Here is a 22,636-nt window from a genome sequence, read left to right on the forward strand (position 1 = left end):
TATGGCAACAAGAAATCGCGTTATTTGGGGAGAAGGGACTTTTGTTAGACCTCAGCACTTCCAGCAACAACAACGGCATTTAGATTATCTACTGTCGAACCAGCTCCTTTCTCTAACAGGGTATAATTATGGATTACAATACGTAGAAATTGATTCGGAGCTTTTGAACTTAGGTAGAATTTCTCTCATCGCTGCAAAAGGTTATTTTTCTGATGGTACTTATTTTGATATACCATCTCAAGATGCCAACCCAAATATTCTTGAAGTTAAACAAGGTGATAATGTCGTTGGACAATGCATTTATTTAGCATTACCTACTTTAACGAATACTATTAATGAAATTCAATCAGAAAATCAAAAAAATAATCATATCGTACGTTATAAAGAAGTTCATGAAGAAATAAGAGATTTGCATACACCTCATGGAGATACTTCAACCATATTTTTAGCTCAATTATCACCACGCTTAATGTTTGAAATGGAAGATAAGAGTGCTTATACCTATATCCCTATTGCTAAAATAAAAGAGCGATTGGAAAATGGCCAAATTATTTTAGATGAAAAGTTTATTCCAACCTGTATGACAATCTCTGCTTCTACGGTATTGAAAGATTTTGTCGTTGAAATGGAAAATACACTGGATCAACGAACATTAACATTGGCATCTCGCATTGGTTCTCCTGGACAGCGAGGCGTTGCTGAGGTTTCTGAATTTTTAATGCTACAATTACTTAACCGTAAGTTGCCATTTTATCGTCATTTAAATATTCATCCTAATTTACATCCTGAATATTTTTATCGAGAACTTGCTTCATTTTGTGGAGAATTGATGGTTTTTACTGATGCTTCGAGAACAGTAAGCCCATTCCCTCCTTATGATCACCTTAATTTGACAAAAAGTTTTCAGCAACTATGTTCAGAAATTAGAATGGCATTAAGTACAGTTCTAACACCTAGAGCAGTATCAATCCAACTTGCTATTAACGAACATGGCATTCGTTCTGCAGCAATTAATGATGAACAATTACTCAACACTGCAACATTTATTTTAGCTGTATCTGCAAGGATACCTGTTGAAAATTTAACTCATCAATTTATGCATCAAACCAAAGTTACCTCTCAAGGTCGCCTACAGCAACTGGTAAGTGTACAAGTACCCGGTGTTTCTCTTATATCATTAGGCGCAGCCCCAAGAGAGCTACCTTACCATGCAGGTTATGTTTATTTTCAGCTAGATACAAATTCAGATGAATGGCAAGAAATTAAACGTAATCGAACTATTGCTTTCCATATATCAGGCGAATTTCCAGATTTAGATATGCATTTATGGGCGATAAGGAATTAATTTATGTTCGATCAGTCTGATTTATCATTACAAGAATATTATCATCTTCCATTGCGCGGAAATAACATTAATAAGATGATTGATGCTGCAACGCCATTACTCGGAATGATTTTACGCCTAAAAGAAGTAAATGCAGATATGATGCCCGAGAAACTGTATTCGCAAGTGGTGACGGATATACAGTCTATGGAGCAGTTACTAAGAGAAAATCATTATGAAGCTGGTATGATTGTCTCTTTCCGATATATTTTATGCACATTTATTGATGAGGTTGTGCTATCGCATGGATGGGGAAGCAGCAATAGCTGGTTAAATAAATCCTTATTGACTCATTTCCATAATGAGACTTGGGGTGGTGAGAAAGTTTATATCCTACTCGATAAGCTAATGTCTGAACCTAAACGTTATAGAGATCTCCTTGAATTTATGTATCTATGCTTCTCCTTGGGGTTTAAAGGACGTTACAAAATAAACAATCATAATGCTGAGTTTGAAGATATTTTTAAACGTTTATATGATTTGCTCCTCACATTAAGAGAGAATAAACCAGAACATCTTGTTTTATATCAAAATAATGATGAGCAAATACAACAACCTTATTCATTAACCAAAAAGCTCACAATTAAAAGAATTCTTATCTATCTCATTATCGTATTAACTTGTATTTATGCGGTCTATTTCTTTATGCTAGACCATCAAAGTGATGTAATTTTAGAGCAATTAAATAATTTACTTAATTAGGAAAATGTATGAAAGTAGAATTATCCAGCCTTATTGCCAAACTCTCTCCAGTTACTAAATCCATTATGGAAAGTACTGCTGCACAATGTATGTCAGAAAACCAAACAGAAATTTTGGTACCTAATCTGTTATTACAAGCAATAAAAACCCCACTTTGTGATATAAGAAAAATACTTTCTCATTTTGACATCGACGTAGATACACTGTCAGAACAGCTCCAAGAAACATTACCTCAAACTCCATCTTTAGTTGAGGGGAACTACCCTAGTTTCTCACCATTATTAGTAGATTTATTACAAGATGCCTGGTTGCTAACAACCACTGAACTTAATCAAAAAGTCCTTAGAAGTGGCGCTATTTTATTAACTTTACTTGCAACACCACAACGTTACTTATTACCCAAAGTATCGAATATCTTAGTTAATATCAATCGTGATTTATTAAAGCAACAATTTGAGCAAATTACATCTGGCTCTAGTGAAAGCGATACTTTCGAAAGAGAGCAAAATAGAAATAACTATGAAACTGAACATCAGCTTCTTAATAAATATGCACAGAATGTGACCGCATTAGCAAGAGAAAATAAATTAGATCCTGTCTTATGCCGAGATGACGAAATTAACTTAATGATTGATATACTTTGTCGTCGTAGAAAAAATAATCCGATCATCGTTGGAGAAGCTGGCGTTGGTAAAAGCGCATTAGTTGAGGGGCTTGCCTTACGTATTGTGGAAGGAAATGTCCCTGAAAATATGAAAGATACCGAGTTGATGACATTAGATCTCGGAGCTATGCAAGCTGGTGCATCTGTAAAAGGTGAGTTCGAAAAACGTTTTAAAGGTATTATGTATGAAGTTAGTCATTCACCAAAACCAATAATTCTTTTTATAGATGAAGCTCATACATTAATTGGTGCAGGTAATCAACAAGGTGGGTTAGATGTATCCAATTTATTGAAGCCCGCACTTGCTCGAGGAGAATTAAAAACTATTGCTGCAACTACCTGGAGTGAATACAAAAAATATTTTGAAAAAGATGCCGCACTTTCTCGTAGATTCCAATTAGTCAAGGTTGATGAGCCAAATGTTGAAGAATCTATAGTGATCTTAAGGGGGTTACAAAATATTTATGAAACCGCCCATAATGTATTGATTGAAGAGGAAGCGCTTATTGCCGCAGCTCAATTGAGTGAACGTTACCTAACAGGCAGGCAATTACCAGACAAAGCCATTGATGTACTAGATACAGCTTGTGCTAGGGTGGCTATTAATTTCACTTCTCCGCCAAAACAACTAGCCTTATTTCAGAATCAATTATCACAGATAAAATTAGAAATTGAGCTATTAGAGCGTGAAATTTCAATAGGATTTAGCCAAAATAATGTTCGTTTAACGCAATTAAATAAACAATACAATCATATACAGAAGCAAAAGGATGCCTTATCTAAACAATGGGAAAAGCAAAAAGATTGCGTAAACCAGATTATAAAATTAAGAGAGGCTCTTTTAAATAATGATGTTGCGAATAAAAGATCAAATATCAATAAGTTAAAACATTTATCCTCTCGTTTATCAAAATTACAAGAAACACAAATTCTTGTTGCACCTCAAGTGACGAAACAGCAGATTGAAAGTGTTATTGCAGAATGGACCGGAGTCCCATTAGACAAATTATCACAAGATGAATTGAATACAATTACCCATCTACCTCAATTTTTAACCCAAGAAATAAAAGGTCAGGATCTTGCAATTCACCACCTATATAAACATTTACTTACTGCAAGAGCTGATTTGCGTAGATTAGGACGCCCGCTAGGCTCATTCTTATTAGTAGGTCCAAGTGGTGTCGGTAAAACAGAAACAGTAATACAAATTGCAGATTTATTATTTGGAGGGAAACAGTATCTAACGACAATCAATATGTCTGAATTTCAAGAAAAGCATACTGTTTCTCGCTTGATTGGCTCGCCTCCTGGCTATGTTGGTTATGGCGAGGGAGGAATACTTACCGAAGCAATTAGACGCAAACCTTATTCCGTTGTCTTACTAGATGAAGTCGAGAAAGCGCACCCTGACGTACTAAACCTTTTTTATCAAGCTTTTGATAAGGGGGAGCTTGCCGATGGAGAAGGTAGATTAATTGATTGTAAAAATATTGTATTCTTTCTAACATCAAATTTAGGCTACCAAACTATTGTAGAGAATGCCGAAACGCCTGAAGTGATAACGGATAAGCTTTATCCTGAACTAGCAAATTTCTTCAAACCAGCTCTTTTGGCAAGAATGGAAATCGTTCCTTATTTACCATTGAATAAAGAAACGCTATTGACCATTGTAAATGGAAAACTCAATAAGCTCGTTAACCTACTCACTGAGCGTTTTAGTGCAAAAGTGACTATCTCAGAAGAAGTGAAAGAGGAAATTTTATCTCGTGCAAGTAGATCTGAAAATGGAGCTAGAGTTCTTGAATCAATTATAGATGGCCAACTATTACCTCCAATTTCATTATTACTTTTACAGGCATTAGCAAATAAGGAAAACATAGATCATATCCACTTTATCGTTGATAACCATACGTTTATTGCAAAAATTGGAGACAAAGAATGCAATTTAAGCTAATTTTATACGTGATCGGAATTCTATTTCTCCCGCTTGCTATACACGCCAGTGAAAAGGGAGAAAATTTAGAGCTTTCCCTATTAAAAGACATAAAAAAATGCCGTGCGGTTCAATCTGTGTTAGAACGAATAGAATGCTACGATTCTATCTCTATTGGTCAAGAAACTGGGGAGCAAAACTCAAACTCCCCCAAAGGAGAGGCTTGGACTCGAGCAAATCAGCAGGAAGCAAAACGCGAAACGAATACTACCCATTTTATCTTAACTGAACACGGAGATACTAATCCAACAATACTATTAACAACACCCGCTTTAGGGTATCGTTCAAATAGACCAATTCTTATGTTTAGTTGTATTGATAATATCACTCGATTACAAGTAGCTCTACCGGCTCCTATCAATAAAAAGAATAGTATTTCAGTGATATTGACAACAGAAAATTCGACATTCTCAACACAATGGTTTGTTCGTGAAAACTATTTTTTACTCGAGTCTAGCCGTGGTTTAGATGGGATCAAAGAAATACAAAAATTATTTAATGCAGATACATTAAAAATACAAGCTAAACATAAAGAATTTTCTGATTTGATCTTCAACATCAAAGAATTGGCTAATGAAATTAAGCCGCTACGAACAGCTTGTCACTGGTAAATAAATTTTATAACGTTGAGCAACACTATGGATTACTTAGAACAACATCCTTGGCGTCAGTTAATAGCTTCTCCTATTAGTTCGCCGATTGAGCAAGAAATCTCAGAACAAAATCTAGACTGGGAATATTTAGATGGCGAAATGGTTAAGCTAGGCTCTCTAGAACATGAACTATTGGATATTGATAACGTTCAAAAAACGGCCCTTTCTCTACTCTCTAACGAAAGTAAAGATTTAAGAATCTTAGCCCATTTATTACGAACGCTACAGCATTCTGGTGGTGTTTTAGAGGTATTACTTGCTCTGCAATTATTGAGTGATTATGTCGAGCTATATTGGGAAAACGCACCGCCATCTTCTGAACTAAAGAAATATCGTTTAACAGTACAAATCTGTAAACGTTTTGAAAATGCTGCTAACAACTTCAAGCAATCTGCCTCCCGAATAGAACAAGAAGTTGCACTTCAACTATTAAATAAACTTCATCAATATTGGCAAGATAACAAACTGGCTACGACATTGATGGATTTACTTTCTCGTTACGCTGTAGATCGAGAAATTACCATTACTCCTAAAGATCCCGAACAGAAACAACCACCGAAATCACAAAAACAAACGTTTGGCTCCTCTACGCCATCAAATAATTCTATTATTGACCCTATAGAAGTGGATGCAAGCAATGAGAGAGCCTGGAAAAATACCTTGTTTAAGGTGGTAGAATATTTATTAGATCGTGAAATATCCCAACCTTTAGGTTATTTACTCAGACGCTATGCAATTTGGAATAACATTACTACAATTCCTTTAGCTGAAGAAAATAAAACGCCTTTATCTCCACCTTCAGCAGATCGAATCGCCTATTATGAGTCATCAATAGCAAATGCAGATATTGCATTATGGAAAGATATCGAACATAGTCTCACTGTTTCGCCTTACTGGTTTGAAGGACATTATTTATCTGCGATGATAGCTATTTCATTGGGCTATGATGAAATAGCAAATGCTATTAGAGATTCCGTAAATGAATTTTTAGAACGTTTACCTCAATTAAAAGAATTGTATTTTAGCGATGGAACAGCTTTCTGCTCTGAACGTTTGCTACAATGGCTATCTGAGGATAATTTGTATATAAATGATAATACATCTGCGCTTCAGGTTAATGGAACATCTACTGATGATTTATATAATGAAGATATTGAAATTGCACTTGGATCCTTGAATAGAAAGAAACATACAGATTTAAAAGACAAGTTTTATGATCAAATTTTCTTAGCTCAACTACTAGAAGAGAAAGGCTTCAATGAGCTAGCCAAACAACATTATTTTTCTATTTATAAATCCATAGAAAATCTTTCTGTAAAAGAATGGGAAGATAGTTTATATAGTACACTTAAACAAAAATTAGATAGAAATTAGAAATATAAGGTTTATAAAAATGAAATTACCATTAGCATTAACAACATTTAAACCACTTTTAACGAAAATTAGAAGTTCAGGAATTGTGCTATGTATTATAGGGTGGTTTGCATTATTAATCTTCATCTGGCTAAAAGGAGAACACTTTGCTTTAGGTGAATATAAACCACTATCAAGTTTAACTTCAAGATGGCTAACAACAGCTATATTAATTATTATTGCAATAAGTTTTATTACTTGGAAAGTAATCCAAAGATTAAGAACACTTGAAGCACGTCAACAAGAAGATAAACAACAAAAGTATCAATCTATAAAACCTGAAATAGATGCACAACGTCGATATTTTGACCATTGGATTAATCAATTCAAAAGACATATAAACCAACAAGACTATGCCTATTTCCTGCCATGGTATCTTATATTAGGGATTGAAGATAGCGGAAAAACTACATTACTGCAAGAAGGTGGAAATTTTACTAAATTATATAATGATGAAGAGGGTGAGCAGCAAGTAAATTTCTCGATATTTACTAATAAACAAGCCGTAGTAATAAACCCTAATCACAATCTCATAGAACAGCTCGATAATATTGAAGAAAAACCCAAATTATATAAAAAATTGTGGAGTAATTTATTACACCAAATTGCCGAACAAAGAGCAAGACAACCATTAAATGGCATCATTCTTACTATCGATATACATAGATTATTAGTGTCAGACAAAGCTCAGAAAGAAATGTATGTAAAGCTATTATCTCAGCGTTTGCAAGATATTTTTGAGATGACTCAGGGAGCATTGCCCATCTACCTGATTATGACAAAACTAGATATATTGCACGGCTTTGATAGTATTTACCATACATTAAATAAAGAACAAAAAGATGCTGCATTAGGTATTAGCTTTAGTCAACACGGTGAAAATTGGAAAATAGAGTTAGAGCATTTTTGGAATCACTGGATTTCTCAAATGAATGCTCTACTCCCTTCCTTACTCTATCAAACGACTTCTGAAAAACGTAGCCAACTTTTTAGCTATGTAAGACAATTAGCAACAGCAATGGATATATGCATTCCCTTTCTGGAAAGTTTAATGACGAATAAAAGTCGTTCATTTCATTTTCTAAAAGGGGTTTATCTGACATCTGCAACTCAAAAAGGGAAAATAGATGACATTTTTGTACAGTCTGCATCGGAACAATATCACCTTGGTAGACAAACCTACCCAATATGGGGAGTAAAAAATACTCAACCTTATTTTTGTAATGAACTCTTTGAGCAAGTTATTTTTAGCTATCCAAATCTCGCACAAGAAAGCCAAGGCTGGATAAAGCAATATCGCTCTTACATAAAAACATTTTGTTTCTCAAGTGGTATTCTTGCATTAGCTTTATTAGGAAGCTGGCATTACTTCTATTATAAAAACTATCAGGCTGGTATCAATGTACTTGAACAAGTAAAAGAGTTTAAAGCGATCCCTATTTCCTCTGAGCAAGATCATTTTGGAGATAAACAATTACCACTACTTAACCCAATCCGAGAAGCCACATTATCTTACGGCAATTATCACGATAAATCTTATATTTTTAAGGATATGGGACTATATCAAGGTAACGATATTGGCCCCTATGTAGAAAGCACTTATTTAAGGCTTCTTCAATTAAGGTTTATTCCAGCCATTATGAGTGGTTTACTAATCGAACTCAATAATGCGCCAGCAGAAAGTGAAGAAAAATTAGAAATTCTAAGGGTAATGCGTATGCTTGATGATAAAACCGGTAGAGATAACCGTTTTGTCAAAGAGTTTATGCGTAATTACTGGAGTAATGAATTTCCAGGACAAAAAGGATTACAAGATAATCTAATGTTACATCTAGATTATGCATTGCAACATACTAACTGGTTTAACGGTCGATTAAACGGAGATGAGATTCTCATTGAGGCTTATCAACCCTATGATTTATCGATAAAGGATGCTCAAATCGAATTAGCTCGTCTCTCAATTTACGATCGGGTTTACCAAAACTTAAAAATAAAAGCAAACACTGTGCTTGCGGCTCCTTTGAATTATAGGGATGAAATAGGCTCAGGTTTTGATACAGTGTATATGGCAAATAATGAGCAATTATTGAAGATCCCTAGATTCTTTACAGAACATGGACTAAAAAATTATTTTGTTAAACAAAATGAGCATTTAATTGATTTAATAGCAATGGATAGTTGGGTATTAAATCTTAAAGAAAATATGGAATACAGCGACGCAGATCGACAACGTATTAGCGAGCGTATTTCAGAACAATATGTGAATGATTATATTTCCACTTGGCGATCTGCGCTAAATAATTTAGATATTAGGGATTTTGCTAACCTGGAAGAAGCAATAAGTGCAATTGAAAAAATAACAGGCGGAGAACAAACAATTAAGCGAGCCTTGGTTATTTTAAGCGAAAATACGCTACCGCCTATATTACCAGATAAAGAAGGAAAGGAATTGCAAGAAGCAATAAATACGCTAGAGTATCGATTAATGTCGCAGATAGATCATAGTTTTGCTGAAGAAAAATCAGTCTTAAACGATGCAGAAAACAAAAATAGTGCATTGCAAGATATTTATCAGAAGCTATCTGATCTACATCGCTATCTTCTATCCATCCATAATGCACCAGATTCTGGAAAAGCTGCATTACAAGCAGTAAAATTAAGAATAGATCAGCGCTCATCTGATCCTATTCTAGAACTGCAGCAATTAGCAAAAACACAGCCTCAACCAGTTTCTCGTTGGTTAGGACAACTTGCGGAATATTCTTGGCGTGCAGTATTAAAATCAGCTATTGTTTCATTAGAAGTTGAATGGAACAATAAAGTGGTAAAACTATATAAAACCTATATAGATGGGCGTTATCCTTTTTCTGATAGCGCACAAGAGGTTCCACTAAGTGAATTCACCCGTTTTTTTGCCCCTAATGGGATTTTGGATGAATTTTATCAACATAATTTAAAACCATTTATCGAAAGCGACCTAACAGAATTATCAGAGGATCACTCACCATTAATTAGGAATGATGTCGTTGAGCAATTAATGCTAGCTCAAGAAATTAGAGATACGTTCTTTAATACAGGAAATGGAATTGGTATTCAATTTACCATTGAGCCCATCAATATTTCAGCAAATAAAAGACGTAGTGTATTAAATCTTGATGGTCAAATTATTGATTATTCACATGGCTTAAAAAAACAAACAAATATTGTCTGGCCAAATTCAATGAATGCGAATGTAGAAAGTAAGCTGACACTCGTTCCAACATCAAGTAATGCTCCACGTAGTTTAATCTTCAAAGGACCTTGGGCACAAATGAAATTACTTACTACTGGAAAAATAAGTAATGAAAAAGAAGGATCATTTGATATTCGCTATGATGTTGATGGAGGATATGCTACTTATAGAGTACATATTGATGCCTCAGACAATCCATTTTCTAAGGAACTATTTAAACTATTCAAATTACCTGAAACATTATATTAGTATGCTTTTTAAATGCTTTATTTTAAAGAATAGATATGAAAAATATGGATAAACACATTACGGAAATCCAAGTAGGCAAAAACCCTTCTAATACAGATGCTTATTTAAAAATTAGGGAGCAAATCAACTTTCTCAGTCGTCCAGAAAAACGTATTGACTGGAGAAAAGTTGCTAATTTATCCTATGGTATATTTAACCAAAATGGTATGGATCTACAAACGCTTTGCTATTATACCGTTGCCAAAGCTTATTTAGATCCCACTATTACACAAATAAATCAAAATCTAAGCATTATGGCTACTTTAATGAGTAATCACTGGTCTACATTCTGGCCTGATGGAATTCAGGCTAGGATAAATATCTTAAACTGGTTAAATAAACATATTAGTCCTTTAATCTTAAGTATAAATATTGATGATAAAACCTCAAAAGAGCTCTACAGGCTAAAAAATCACCTTACAGAAATACTAAATCAAATTAGTCTACATACAAATACATCTTGTAATCTGACTAATACATTAAACTTATTACAAGAGAAACTGAAAATAGAAAGAGAGCGGGATAATAATTTTCATATAGAAGAGAAAAAGAACATAAACGTTAAAAAAGAAATTCAAAAAACTCCCTCTATAGCACAAAAGATAATAAACTATGAACATCCCAATGCCCCAGTGATAGAAGCAACTCATAGTTTTTCTCCACCTAAAAATAATAGACGCTACATTAGCCTTCTAAGTAGTTTTTGCATAGGTGTTATACTATCCTTTCTAGTTAGTTATTTTTATCTACAACAAAAAAGTGAGAACTTTCAACCTATACCACATAGTTCACCAGGTATCTTAACAATTGACTCAATGAATATTGAATTACAGTATCAATTAAACCAACAAGAAAACATTGTTAAATATGTAGAATACATTCAAAAAGAGTTGGCAAAAAATCAACTGAAACAGAAAATAACACAATTACAAAAAGAGCTAATTACAGCAGAACAAGAAAAAAAAGGAATAACAATTTCTCAATTAAAAACAGCACTTTATGATATGGAGCGCACTATAAATATAAATCCACCGATTGAGCAACAGCTTTACCAGTACAGTCTTACACCTCAAGATTATATGCTACAAACATCACTTGAAGAAAAGTTAATAGGTTTATTAGTATATTATTATAGAATACGTCAAGACAACCAAAATATTAAATGATTTAGATACATATTAAATTATATTTTTTAGATAAACCTAGAAGTATCTAGTCATCTAATGATAGGTATCTATTATTTATTAAGATTTTATCACCAAAAAATAATTTGGTATTCGGGACAAGATAACCTGTTAAGAATGACGATTTTTTAGGTCCAATCACCTTACAACGCCAAAAATTAGTCGTGTCATCCTTGATTATTCGTTTTCTATGCAAGCCTAATGCTTGAAATTCATATTGTAAATTATTTACACATTCTTCATTATAAGGCTCCCCTTTTTCTTGTAAATATAGTTCAAAAGAACTTGGGCTAACAATAAATAAACAATCATTAACAATATGAACTTTTGCCGTACGATCATTAAAGGTGAGTTTATTATTTAGCAGTTTATCTTTTAGCCAATCTACAAATTTCTGCCCTTCGGATTTGAAATGCTTATTTTTATCTGCTGAAGATACAACAACAGTCTCCGTTTCAACAGTGATACAAGTATCTAAATCCGCTGACTCAGATTTTAATGTCATTGCTGCCTCAGTTTCAGAATTCTCAGAAGATATATTCTCAACTTGTTGCTTATTATTGCTATTAGGTGTGAACATATTTAGTAAAAAATCAACACTATTCTCATCATTATTTTCTAGTGTTGCATCAATATTCTGAGATGAATTAATTGATTGAGGTTCGGCATCGTTCTCTTGTAAGTTTGAGGTAGTCTCTGTATTTCCTTTTTTATTTATAGGTGCAGTATCTGCAACAGCATTTATTGTATTCGATGTATTTTCTTCTTCCTCATTTTCCTTTTCTACAACACGGATTGTTCCAGCAAATAATTCAGGGCGATCATCAACATTATCCCAAATTACCTCAGGTTTAATACGTAACAAGCTAAACTTATCTTTTGGTTTCCAACCTGCATCTGCCTTTAACTGACAATACCAAATCGCCGTACCTTCTGACGTACTTTCAATAACTTGATGAGCTTGCATTTCATCAAACAGTTTACGATTATCATTCGGCGCACTAATCCCCTGTCCTATCAAATAAGCTCGAATTTGATCTGCCGCAGTTTTACTCATTAGCCATAACCCTTCTTCGGTAAGCCAACCATCTCCTGGACCTTTAGCACTGATTTTAAATTTTTGTGAAACTAAATAACGTAAGGCTAAAACAAGTTGTTTTGCAAAGGAAATTACTGGTTTTTGGAGAAGTTTAGTAATATCACCGCCAAGAGCAAGAGCAACACTGTTTTGATCTGCTTTTTGCACAATTTCAGCTAATACGCTGGCTTTATCATAATGTCCTGCCATTGCGTACGTTAACGCAGAAAATACCTCTGGATAGGTTGCCAACCAATCGAAAGTTTCCTTAGCAATTAATTGATTTGCAATAAATCCCCCTAATACAGGGTGAAGTTCATAATCTCTCTGCTTAATGTATCTAAATTTGTAAGGCAATGTTGGTATGCCATTCCAAGCGTACCAACGTTTCCCATCTTGTAACTGCATTTCAATATCAACGATGGATTTACCTACATCGTGGACTAAGGCTAAATAAATCACTGCTGCGGTCCAAGCATCTTTTTGTTTTGCTTGTTCCTCTGGGGCTGCATTTAATGGCAGAACATAGTTTTGGCGTAATTTAGCCGCAAAAGAAATGACTTCTAAACCGTGGTCTAGCATCCCGCCTAAATGAGCGTGATGATGTGATTCTGAGGCTGGCAATAGCTGAACCATCTCGGCATAACGTTCAATGGGTTTTTGATACAAATGTTCAAACATTTCCCTTGTCATTGAGACTTGTTGCCACAGCAAGCCAAGATAACGCTGCCGCAATTCTGTATTAAGTAATTCTTGAGCAGAATAAGGCCTGATCCAACCATCTATATTCTGCTTTGGGGCTGCGTTATCTTTTGTAATTTTAGATGTATGTGGTTTTGATTTAAAAAGCTGTGTCAGTGATTTAAACATTAAGGTATCTCGCAAAAAATATGAGTAATGAAAGAAAAGGCCATTTAGCCCTTTGGCCTTTTCGGGTAAGACCTTTCCCCTTGGAAAGGTTACCCTTAAATCCCTTAGGGGATTTCCCTTATGCCTTTTCCTTTTTGGGGTTTTCGTGCGATTGTTTGACTTATACGCTCAAGTTGCTTCAATATATCTGCCGTTTTAGGCGAAATGTACCATAACACCTGTTTTATATTATTAAATACGTTGATAAGATCGATTTTACTTTCATCGAAAATTGGCTCATGGTGACAAATTCTATTCCTTAGATAACGCACTCGGCTTGTTATGTTATGTATCTCATTCACTATTAAATCACGTTCATCAGGGGAGGAAATACAAACATTAGGGAATGCTTTATTAAAATGATTTATCCATCTCATTCGATGAGTTCGTGATAGCATATTTTCCCAAAATATAAAGTTAAGCTCTGCTACAACTTTTCCTGGCGAAATCTCATTAGTATCTATTCTTAATGGCTGTAAGCGCCCATTGATGAAATGGAATTCATAGGTTTTGTGTGAAGACAACTTATTTACAATACGGAGCAATTCTTCTCTTGTTGCCGGTTTTAATGCTCGAATAAAGTTATCATTTAGAATACTATGTGCCCTATAACTAGGTTCTAGCGCATTAATAATGGCATTTCGTAATGCTACTTCATATAAGCTAATCACTTCCAAAAGTGCGCCACTTATTTGTATGTTCCAAATATAGAGTTCATATGCCTGCATATCTTTTAATGAAAGGTCATCTTCATCTTTGAAGTAAGATAGATAGGTTTCTATTCTTGCTTGGGATAATAGAGTGTGAAGCTCACTAATTTTAAATGCCATAATTTTAAACCATATTAATTAACACATTGACAACGATGTCATTGAAGTATAGCATATAGGAAGACTTAGGGACTGTGAAGATAGCGATCATTGATTAGCTGGACCCCCCTTTGCAAAAGAGATAGCCCCAATTGATGAAATTGGGGTTTCTTTTTATTCATCAATTTCTGCTTCCACTCCTTCTTCCTCTATAATCACTTCTTCCCATTCATCTTCTGATAAAAACTGCCAATAATTACAAATCCAACCATCTTCAAATTTTTCCCATACCCCCGCATAGTTATACTCTGTCACTTCGGGATCTGCGTGGCAAATTTGGCCCGCTTGAATTTGTGCGTTGGCCCAACTTGAAAAAAGAAGAGTTATAACGATAATCAAGATTTTCATTTTTAGGTCATCTTATTCCTCCTGTTCCAGTATATTTATCCTAAATGACTTTTCCTCTCCTAAATTCTCTGAAATTTCAAAACAATTAATTCTCCTAAAATCTCCTGATATTTTGCAAAATAGCTACTGTAATTAGGGTATACCTCAATGACACTGGCAAAAAGCCATTAAATGCCTCCGTCATTTAGACCGAAAATGGGGTTCAATAACAGAGTCATAAAAAAATGACCTTAATGAAGGTATATTGAGTATTTTATGTTCGCACGAATTTATATGCGGGTTTCAACCGAAGAGCAAGACCTACAACGCCAAGATAAATTGATTGAGGACGCAAAACAAAAAGGATTTTATGTGGTTGCGGTTTATCGTGAAAAAATTTCAGGTACAACAGAATGGGAAAAACGCCCAGAACTTTCTCGGTTAATTAGTGATTTGCAACAAAACGATATCGTGATTGCTGAAAGTATCGATCGCTTAACACGGTTAGAACCGAAAAAAGCCCTTGAGTTAATTAATGCCATACAATCAAAAGGGGCAAAAATTCAGGTTCCTGAGGTATTTGACTTTGATACCGTGTCACAAAGCCTCGGTACAAGTGCGGAGGTTTTTGACCCTAAATTTTTAATGTCGGATCTCTTTTCTGCAATGCAGAATATGTTTTTAAAACTTGCCGTCAGTGTGGCACACAATGATTTCCAAAAACGAAAAGAACGACAATATCAGGGAATTGCACTAGCACGCAAACAAAAGAAATATCAAGGACGGCAACCTAATACCGCATTACACCACGCCATTATTGAACAGCGAAAAAATGGGACATCCATTAAAGAGACCGCTGCAATCCTTAATACAAGTGAAAGTACGGTATTACGGGTTTGGCGAAAATATAATACTTAATATAATTAAAAACGGTAATGAGGAATATCATGAACCATAACATTTTAAAACTGAATGCGGCATTTACTCAAAATAGTCCTATTAAATGAAGATGCACATAAGGAAAAACAAAATGAACGAAAAACAAGAATTAATAAAGTATCTATTTGAGTTTACTGAATTTTCTAACTACTTAAGGAAATTCTTAAAACAAAGAGAACGGAAAATTATACAGAATATTAATATCCTAATTTATATATTTTCTGGCCTTCTTATGTGCAGTTTATTTTTTTCTTTATATTGTGCTTTTACAGAGGAAGCATTTATAAATTTATTATTCTGTTTTCTATGCATGACATTAGAACTTTATTGTAGAGATAAAGTTATAGAATTTACTTTTAAATTTAGAAATGAGATCAAAACGGCAACGATAACAACAGCTCCAAATTTTGGATTGTTAATGCATAATTCAACCTACTTCAACAGATGTATATCTAAATTACTACAAAAGAAATCAGACAACAAAGTACTTGTAACAGTGCTATTGGACACATTGGATAATATTGAATACATGCTTAGAAAGCAGTAAGTCTATATACCTATCTAATGTATTTGACATCGTCGTAATAGTAAAAAGCACTCATTATTGAGTGCTTTTGTTCTATCAGTAAAAAATCACTTCATCTTCATCAAGTACTTCTTCCTCTCCCACAATGGCAGGGAAAAACGATGGTTTTAATGTCGATTCAGTTTCAATCCATTCTTCAGCATCGACAATTTCAGCCTCTGCTTTATTTTGAATATCACTGAGAGCCCATTTTGATGACCAATCCCCCATAACATACGCTAACGTATATATACAAATACGTTGTTCATCGCATAAGGTATCCCCTACAACGATACAAGCGGGAATGTGCAAAAGTGATAATTGTATATAACACATCATCGCAGCTGTGAAATCAACATCTTGGCAATGCACGCAAAACTGTTTTTGAGGGTTAAATCCATATTCATACAGTGTATTAACACAACCGATCACCATAACACCTGATCCACAGCAAGGCTCCGAAAGGGTAATATATCCTTTGCGATTTATCGTACTATCACAATCTTGTAATACGACTTTAGCCATTAAATCACCAATATAAGAGGGGGTGAAATACTGCCCCTTATAATTGTCGCCGAGTTCCAGTGCCATAAAAACTGTCCCGAGAAAATCGTATGGTTTCTCAGTGAGTGCATTGATCACGATTGATAAAAGTTGAGCCAATTTTAAAAACTCTTCATTATCATAACGTGCCCTTGAATGCTTAAATCGTGCTATTAAATCTGCATCAGCATTTGCACCGTAAGTGGCTTGATAAAATTCTATCGCAGAAAGTGTGATAAAATCTAAAAATACGGAAGAACGTCGGTATTGAGGCGCTATCTTATTAAATAATTGGATAAATTCTTTCTCATAATTACGCATAATTATCTCCATGAAAAACTAGAGATAATCCCCCTAGGGAATTACCCCTAGGGTTAACGTATTGTCTAAACCTTACTGTTAAGAAAACTTAAAATCCTCTTCAGAATAACCAAATTCTTCCGCGATTTTTAAGGCTTGCTTGGTTGAGTCAGGATATTGGTAATAACAGGTTTCTGCTTCATCAGAACTTTCAACACCACCAAAAAATATTCCTGGTTCAAAATAAGTCAATTTTATTTTGGCCTCAGGAAATGTCTGAATAAGCGTATTTACCCATTCATTAGGTGGGTTCCAAGGCGTATCAAAGCAAACATAAAAACAGGTATTACCTTCATTAAACTCATCACAATATTGGGTATTTGCGTTCCACTTGACCCCCCAATTGTTATAAGCCCAGTCGTACCATGTTCTAGCACCATATTTTAATTGATTATCAATATAAGCCTGTCCCAATGCTAAGTCATAGCCAAAATAATTTTGTTCATCTGGATTATTTCTCAAAAAATAAACAAAATTGCCAATAGTCCAATTATTTTGTCGAGATAATAAAGAGAGCCTTAACCCCTTTCTCTCATTTCCAGTAATATAATCCGCAATAAGGTTATCCGTTAGTGTCTGAGACTGATCCAAACGAAGCAATGTTTCTGAGAAATCACCCAAACTACCACAAGTGATATTTAACTCTTTAGGCATAGGGATCAGTAAATTGAAATCAACGATTCGTTCTTTCTCTTTTGGATCAAATCGAAAGACTTTTTCAGCAATCGCTTTTGCTAACGTTGCATTGGTCGTATCTACTTCAAGGGTATTTTCACACCAATTTGGCATTGTGTATCTCCTTATTTAAGTTAAATGATAAAAGGGATACACTACCCCAAAGGGATAAATGTATCCCCATTGGGAAAAGTGCGGTTAAATTTCACCGCACTTTTAAAGGTTGAAAGGAAGAGGTGCATCATTAAATGATGCCACTCCGTATGGTTTACGCTGCTTCAGGATAGTAATGTTCATATTGTTTTTGAACATCAAGCGTCTCAAGCATATATTCACAGGCTTTGCGGGCAAACCCTGAGGCTTTGAGAATGGCACGATTATCCTCTTTCAAAATCTTGAGCCAACTTTGAATATAGGCGGCATTTTGTGGAACTTGGTTAAACCCAAGATGTGCACATAAAAATGCCCCGCCCATTTCAGCAATTAGCTCTTCAAACGCATAGACTTTGTTGCCAAATTTGGCTTTACCTGAGGCAATGCCTTCTCGATTTAAACGCGAGGCGTGCCCTGTGGCATGCGTCATTTCGTGCAAAAGTACACTGTAAAAATCCTGCTCTGAATGGAATTGCTTCATTTCAGGCATCACAATTTTATCGGCACTCGGTCGATAAAAAGCGTTAGGACTTGGTCCGATATTCACTGTCAGCGACATACCATCGATAATTTTGCGAATATCTGCGTAAATCTGGTATTGGGTCAGCTCAGCATCTACTGTACGTTCTTGAACGTGATCAAACATTACTTTCGGCAAACCGTCACATTGTTCGATGTTGAAAACAGGATAACGTTTTAAAATGGCAAACTGCTCCATTTCAGGGTTTCCTTCTTCATCACAAATCGGGTTACCCTCATCGTCGCATTTTTCACGTTCAATCGGACAATAGCTCGCCACAATCGTCGCGTTCTCACCTTTACGCACATAGCCACCTAATTTGTTGGCCGCGCGAGCGGTGATCCATTTACATTGTCGATAGCCATTTTCTGCACCCGCAAGCCATAAAAGTAATATATTTATTCCTTGATAGTATCGTCCTGATACCGCATTACGAGGGATACCTAAATTACCCTCAGGGTTATTCCAAGGTTTTAGCCAAGGAACCGTGCCCGCTTCAAGTGCGCTAATAATGCGATCGGTAATTTCTTGGTAAATATCTGTTTTCTGTGTTGAATTGTTCATTACTGTTCTCCTAAATAGAAAAAGGGAACAGCCCCACAATCGGGAATGTTCCCCGATTGGGTTGAAAAGTCAGTCAATTTATTGAGGCTGACGTAATTGCGTTAAGCCCGCCAACTTGTGTGCAAAGGTTCTTGCTTCACGAATAGCATCAAGGATTAAATAACGTTGACTGCCGCCGTAAGTAGTATCCTCACTCAAGCAAGTACACCAACTTAAAGAACTCTCACCCATTTGAATGCCGAGTGCTTTGTGATATACCGTGGCACTTAAATCAACGATTTTCATACCACTCAAGATGGCTTCGCAAAATTGATTGGTATCCTCGTAGCCAAAATCTTCTGAGCTAAAATAGCCATAATGAAAAGGCACAGGTTCAACCGTAAATTCAATGCGATACTGCTTGGTGTTAATGGTGCGACGTTTTTCTTCTGGTTCAATATACATCGACTCCAGTAAACGATAACCGAGACGTTCCAGCATTGTTGAGATGGCTTTAATATATTCACCTAAATCCGCAATAAAGCTATCCCAGATTTCTCTGAACATTTCTTTATCTTTGTTGCGAATATCTCGAAAGCAAAACGCTTCTTCCGCTGGACGAGCATCAAGACTCATCGTATTACAATGTGAATAACGATACCCGAAATGATTACGCGTAATGTCAAGTACATTGAAATACTCATTCGCCCCGATATATTCGGCAATAAATGCAAATCGGCGATAGGCTTTCTCTGTTTGATCAGGATAAATGTGTTTATACAAATTAATCCAATCATCAGAATAAAGTCGCCCATAAAAAGCAACGCCATCGCCTTGGCTATAAGAAAGCGAACTTTCAATAGTTAATTCACTTGGAAAGCCTGCTTCAACCAATTTATTGTCAAAATAAGTGTGTAAAATATTCATTGTGTTTCTCCAAAATAAAAAAGGGGAAACACATTTCCTCAAGGGAAAGGTTTTCCCCTAAGGATAGGAATATCTTATCGTGATACGATTAAGATAGGTGTTGAAGGGTTAAACCCCCTTCAAGAACAGAAACGTTGTCTGAAAATAAAACCGTTCCTACAAGTCCCATCAGGTAAGCCCCTTTGCGTAAATCATCACTTAAGCGTAATAACGTTACTGTCTGTAAATGATGGAATAATGCTTTTAGCTTGGCTTTCATCTTGTTCGCCCTCCTGAGACCAACAAGGTATTTTCATCTTTTTGAGTCACCTCCAAAAAACGAAAATGTGAACCATGTTGTGCGGGCATTTTTTGTAAAAATCGCACCGCACTTTCTTGTGGTTGGCGAGCTGCCCAAACAGCCTTAGCTCGCTGAATAATTTCATCAATCAAGGCTTGCTGGGGTTTCGTATCAAGATGCTGATATTTCGGCATATAATCTCCAACTGCTGAGAATAAAATTTGCACTCTCATTGTGTTTCTCCTTAAAAATAGTGGGGAAACACAACCTCCTTGTGGGAAGCAATATGTTTCCCCAAAGGACGTAGCAAGGTTAACTAAATGTCAGTTTAGTAATACCAAAATAAGATAGCCGCAGACACCGCCCCCATCAGTAAGCCAATTAAGCTCATTGAGAGAACGACTTTTAAATGACGCCGCTTAAGTTTTTCGATTTCTTCACAATACGAAATTTCCTGTTGCTGTTGCAACATTTCGTGAAAGGCTTCTTGCTCAGCCAAACGTCGCTGAACATCGTCTTCAATACTGTGATGAACTGCTTGGCTCACGCCTGATAGTTTGTTGCGTGCAAAAACCACGGCTTTGCCTAAACCCCGACCTAAAACATAGGAAAAAGATTTTTTGGCTTTTTCGGGTTGTTGAGATGATCCAAAGGGATCGAAAGGAAGTGAATTGCTCATAATGCATTCTCCATTGAAGTTAAACATAGGTTCAAGGAGAAACGCCCTGCAGGGACATTTTTCCCTGAACAGGTGAGATAAAAGACACATTCACAGTGTAATCACTGAAACCTCTTTCAGAATGCTGAGGTTATTTCGGCAATGAACACAACTACCACAGCGGGCTAGTCCGTTGCTATTTCAGGTGTTCTGCAACGTTTTAAGGGCTACCAAAGTAGCTGACTTAATGCCCTTATCATACAAAATTCACTCCCATAAAAAAATCCTTTTTTGCTGTTTCTTTGCACAATAATTGTTTCTATTTCAAAGAGAATTAATTATTCAGTTCATTTTGGAAGTTCGCTAAGGTTGGGCTATTTCTCTTTTAGTTGGTAAAAGGTCATGATAAAGCGAACGCTCCTTGTATGTTTAAGTATCAGTATAGCTGCTTGGGCTGAACTTCCACGCGAAGTCAATATCACGGTTTTCAGCACACAAGCCTATCCCATTCAAAATGTCCAATTAGCTCAGCACCTTTACCATCTCGACCGCGTCGAACAATGGGAAGACCAGCTTAGCCAAGGCTTAAGTACCAATCCTACACAAGCGGAATATCAAGCTAAAGCGTTTTTTCAACGTCCTGATAGCCAAACCCAAATCCGCGAATTACAGCAGGCTTATCAAGGCGTGATCATGGGCTGGCAAATGGGCATTCGCAAAGTGCCCGCGGTGTTATTTGACAGCCCACAATTTGGTCAAGGTGTTATTTATGGTGTCACTGATGTTCAGTATGCCATTCAACTTTGGAAACAATGGATAAATCAAAAAGAGGGAAAATAACGTGACAATAAAAATCCCGCAAAAACTGACCGCACTTTGTACCGCACTTGCTTTTACTACAACAGCACAAGGCGAAATCAATACCGCAACCATTATGGCATCGAGCGCCTCAACTAGCTGCTTAGAATACAAGGTGGTTGGTACCTGTTTCTGGCTCTTCTGCACTTATTTTGGTTGCAAAGTTCGCACTTCAACAAAAGTACGCCACTTTTTGCCTGAAATGGTGGTTTCAGCCTATAACCACGATGGACAAAATCCGTGGTCAGAAATGAATGTGATGTCTCAAGGGGTTAAAGGCGGGGAATATCGCTCACCACAAAAAAATTACAGCCAGCTTAATTTTAAAAATGCTACTGCACTTGGCCACCCTCAAGGGGCGATTGGTAATTTGTTAAAAAGTACAGGTTATTATTGCCAAACCCAAACAACACCATTTATGCCGTATTTTTTAAGTAGTCTTGATTACTTTGCTTGGCGACAAAATTTGCCCGAGATGTTTTACCCTGAAGCCCTCACGCCAGGAATGCGTGAAGTGCGTTCAGGGGCGGAGATGTGGGGAAATATTTTTCCTCGCGGTGGTGCGGTAACCCAAGTGGATGATTATAAGGCATCAGCCGTCATTGCACAGCGTGTTGCCGACATTGTTACCCGCACAGGACAACTCCATATTTATCAGCCTGCTGCGAGAACAGGCGGTGCAGGCACTTGGTATCCTAAACCCGTTAAAGAAGGCAATGCCAATAATCATAAATGGCAACAACTCTCCCCTGAGATGCAACAATCTTGCAGTGCATTCCCTGATACCCCGCCAACAATGTTATCTGAAAAAGGCAATTATGCCTGGGCGTTATGGCGTCCTTATAAATGCTGTAAGCGTCGTGGACAAACCTTTTTATACAGTATTGATTGGTATAACGACAACGAATAAAAGGAAACA

At 36.0% G+C, this 22,636-nt stretch carries 21 protein-coding genes; 11 read left to right on the top strand and 10 right to left on the bottom strand.

The features are described 5' to 3' along the window. The first annotated feature begins 1 nt into the window (after position 1). From tssK to L4F91_RS07555, 7 genes are read left to right on the top strand one after another with little or no spacing between them, the layout of a single operon-like run. A complete protein-coding gene (gene tssK / locus L4F91_RS07525; protein WP_250349947.1) occupies positions 2-1,345 on the top strand; it encodes a type VI secretion system baseplate subunit TssK in 1,344 nt (447 codons plus the stop codon). A gap of 3 nt (positions 1,346-1,348) precedes the next feature. Then, the gene (gene icmH / locus L4F91_RS07530) at positions 1,349-2,086 is read left to right on the top strand and encodes a type IVB secretion system protein IcmH/DotU (RefSeq protein WP_250349946.1); all 738 of its coding nucleotides are present in this window, start codon (positions 1,349-1,351) and stop codon (positions 2,084-2,086) included. Between the two features lie 8 nt (positions 2,087-2,094). Beyond that, positions 2,095-4,704 (top strand): type VI secretion system ATPase TssH, encoded by a 2,610-nt coding sequence (gene tssH / locus L4F91_RS07535; RefSeq protein ID WP_265754906.1) that lies wholly within the window; start codon positions 2,095-2,097, stop codon positions 4,702-4,704. Next, positions 4,689-5,354, top strand: a complete 666-nt coding sequence (gene vasI / locus L4F91_RS07540; RefSeq protein WP_265754907.1) for a type VI secretion system-associated protein VasI — start codon at positions 4,689-4,691, stop codon at positions 5,352-5,354. Before tssH ends, vasI begins: the two co-directional genes overlap by 16 nt. A 27-nt stretch (positions 5,355-5,381) precedes the next feature. Then, on the top strand, positions 5,382-6,770 hold the full coding sequence (gene tssA, locus L4F91_RS07545) for a type VI secretion system protein TssA (protein ID WP_265754908.1): 1,389 nt from the start codon (positions 5,382-5,384) through the stop codon (positions 6,768-6,770). 19 nt (positions 6,771-6,789) lie between these two features. After that, positions 6,790-10,290 (top strand): type VI secretion system membrane subunit TssM, encoded by a 3,501-nt coding sequence (tssM, locus tag L4F91_RS07550; protein ID WP_395895757.1) that lies wholly within the window; start codon positions 6,790-6,792, stop codon positions 10,288-10,290. Between the two features lie 35 nt (positions 10,291-10,325). Continuing rightward, positions 10,326-11,495, top strand: coding sequence for a type VI secretion system ImpA family N-terminal domain-containing protein (locus tag L4F91_RS07555; protein WP_265754910.1), 1,170 nt, complete (start codon positions 10,326-10,328; stop codon positions 11,493-11,495). Positions 11,496-11,541: 46 nt separating this feature from the next. Here the strand turns inward: L4F91_RS07555 and mobH are convergent, their stop codons facing one another. The 3 genes from mobH to L4F91_RS07570 all read right to left on the bottom strand — a co-directional run bounded on the left by mobH (position 11,542) and on the right by L4F91_RS07570 (position 14,717). After that, entirely contained in the window at positions 11,542-13,461 is a 1,920-nt protein-coding gene (mobH, locus tag L4F91_RS07560; RefSeq protein WP_265754911.1) for a MobH family relaxase, read from the bottom strand. A gap of 104 nt (positions 13,462-13,565) precedes the next feature. Then, positions 13,566-14,330 (bottom strand): Abi family protein, encoded by a 765-nt coding sequence (locus tag L4F91_RS07565; protein ID WP_265754912.1) that lies wholly within the window; start codon positions 14,328-14,330, stop codon positions 13,566-13,568. A gap of 153 nt (positions 14,331-14,483) precedes the next feature. After that, on the bottom strand, positions 14,484-14,717 hold the full coding sequence (locus L4F91_RS07570) for a hypothetical protein (protein ID WP_265754913.1): 234 nt from the start codon (positions 14,715-14,717) through the stop codon (positions 14,484-14,486). Between the two features lie 273 nt (positions 14,718-14,990). Between L4F91_RS07570 and L4F91_RS07575 the strand changes: the two genes are divergently transcribed. Both L4F91_RS07575 and L4F91_RS07580 read left to right on the top strand, forming a co-directional pair. Beyond that, positions 14,991-15,614 (top strand): recombinase family protein, encoded by a 624-nt coding sequence (locus L4F91_RS07575; RefSeq protein WP_395895760.1) that lies wholly within the window; start codon positions 14,991-14,993, stop codon positions 15,612-15,614. A 112-nt stretch (positions 15,615-15,726) separates the two neighbouring features. Further along, complete coding sequence (locus L4F91_RS07580; protein WP_250349936.1) at positions 15,727-16,182, top strand: hypothetical protein; 456 nt, start codon at positions 15,727-15,729, stop codon at positions 16,180-16,182. 75 nt (positions 16,183-16,257) lie between these two features. Here the strand turns inward: L4F91_RS07580 and L4F91_RS07585 are convergent, their stop codons facing one another. The 7 genes from L4F91_RS07585 to L4F91_RS07615 all read right to left on the bottom strand — a co-directional run bounded on the left by L4F91_RS07585 (position 16,258) and on the right by L4F91_RS07615 (position 20,880). Continuing rightward, a complete protein-coding gene (locus L4F91_RS07585; protein ID WP_250349935.1) occupies positions 16,258-17,064 on the bottom strand; it encodes an N-6 DNA methylase in 807 nt (268 codons plus the stop codon). A gap of 78 nt (positions 17,065-17,142) precedes the next feature. Further along, positions 17,143-17,892, bottom strand: a complete 750-nt coding sequence (locus L4F91_RS07590) for a hypothetical protein (RefSeq protein WP_250349934.1) — start codon at positions 17,890-17,892, stop codon at positions 17,143-17,145. 154 nt (positions 17,893-18,046) lie between these two features. Then, positions 18,047-19,015, bottom strand: coding sequence for an ArdC family protein (locus L4F91_RS07595; protein WP_250349933.1), 969 nt, complete (start codon positions 19,013-19,015; stop codon positions 18,047-18,049). 78 nt (positions 19,016-19,093) lie between these two features. Next, positions 19,094-19,921 (bottom strand): hypothetical protein, encoded by an 828-nt coding sequence (locus L4F91_RS07600; protein ID WP_250349932.1) that lies wholly within the window; start codon positions 19,919-19,921, stop codon positions 19,094-19,096. An 88-nt stretch (positions 19,922-20,009) separates the two neighbouring features. Continuing rightward, entirely contained in the window at positions 20,010-20,180 is a 171-nt protein-coding gene (locus L4F91_RS07605; protein WP_250349931.1) for a hypothetical protein, read from the bottom strand. Further along, on the bottom strand, positions 20,177-20,434 hold the full coding sequence (locus tag L4F91_RS07610; protein WP_250349930.1) for a hypothetical protein: 258 nt from the start codon (positions 20,432-20,434) through the stop codon (positions 20,177-20,179). Before L4F91_RS07610 ends, L4F91_RS07605 begins: the two co-directional genes overlap by 4 nt. A gap of 95 nt (positions 20,435-20,529) precedes the next feature. Further along, positions 20,530-20,880, bottom strand: a complete 351-nt coding sequence (locus tag L4F91_RS07615) for a hypothetical protein (protein WP_035686545.1) — start codon at positions 20,878-20,880, stop codon at positions 20,530-20,532. A 381-nt stretch (positions 20,881-21,261) separates the two neighbouring features. On the opposite strand from L4F91_RS07615, the gene L4F91_RS07620 reads away from it, so the two are divergent. Both L4F91_RS07620 and L4F91_RS07625 read left to right on the top strand, forming a co-directional pair. Continuing rightward, entirely contained in the window at positions 21,262-21,699 is a 438-nt protein-coding gene (locus tag L4F91_RS07620) for a TIGR03757 family integrating conjugative element protein (protein ID WP_250363236.1), read from the top strand. Between the two features lies 1 nt (position 21,700). Continuing rightward, positions 21,701-22,627: a TIGR03756 family integrating conjugative element protein gene (locus tag L4F91_RS07625; protein ID WP_395895764.1), complete on the top strand. Its 927-nt coding sequence runs from the start codon at positions 21,701-21,703 to the stop codon at positions 22,625-22,627. Positions 22,628-22,636: the final 9 nt, after the last annotated feature.

It is taken from the genome of Avibacterium sp. 20-126 (genome assembly GCF_044358625.1).
Taxonomy (GTDB): Bacteria; Pseudomonadota; Gammaproteobacteria; order Enterobacterales; family Pasteurellaceae; genus Avibacterium.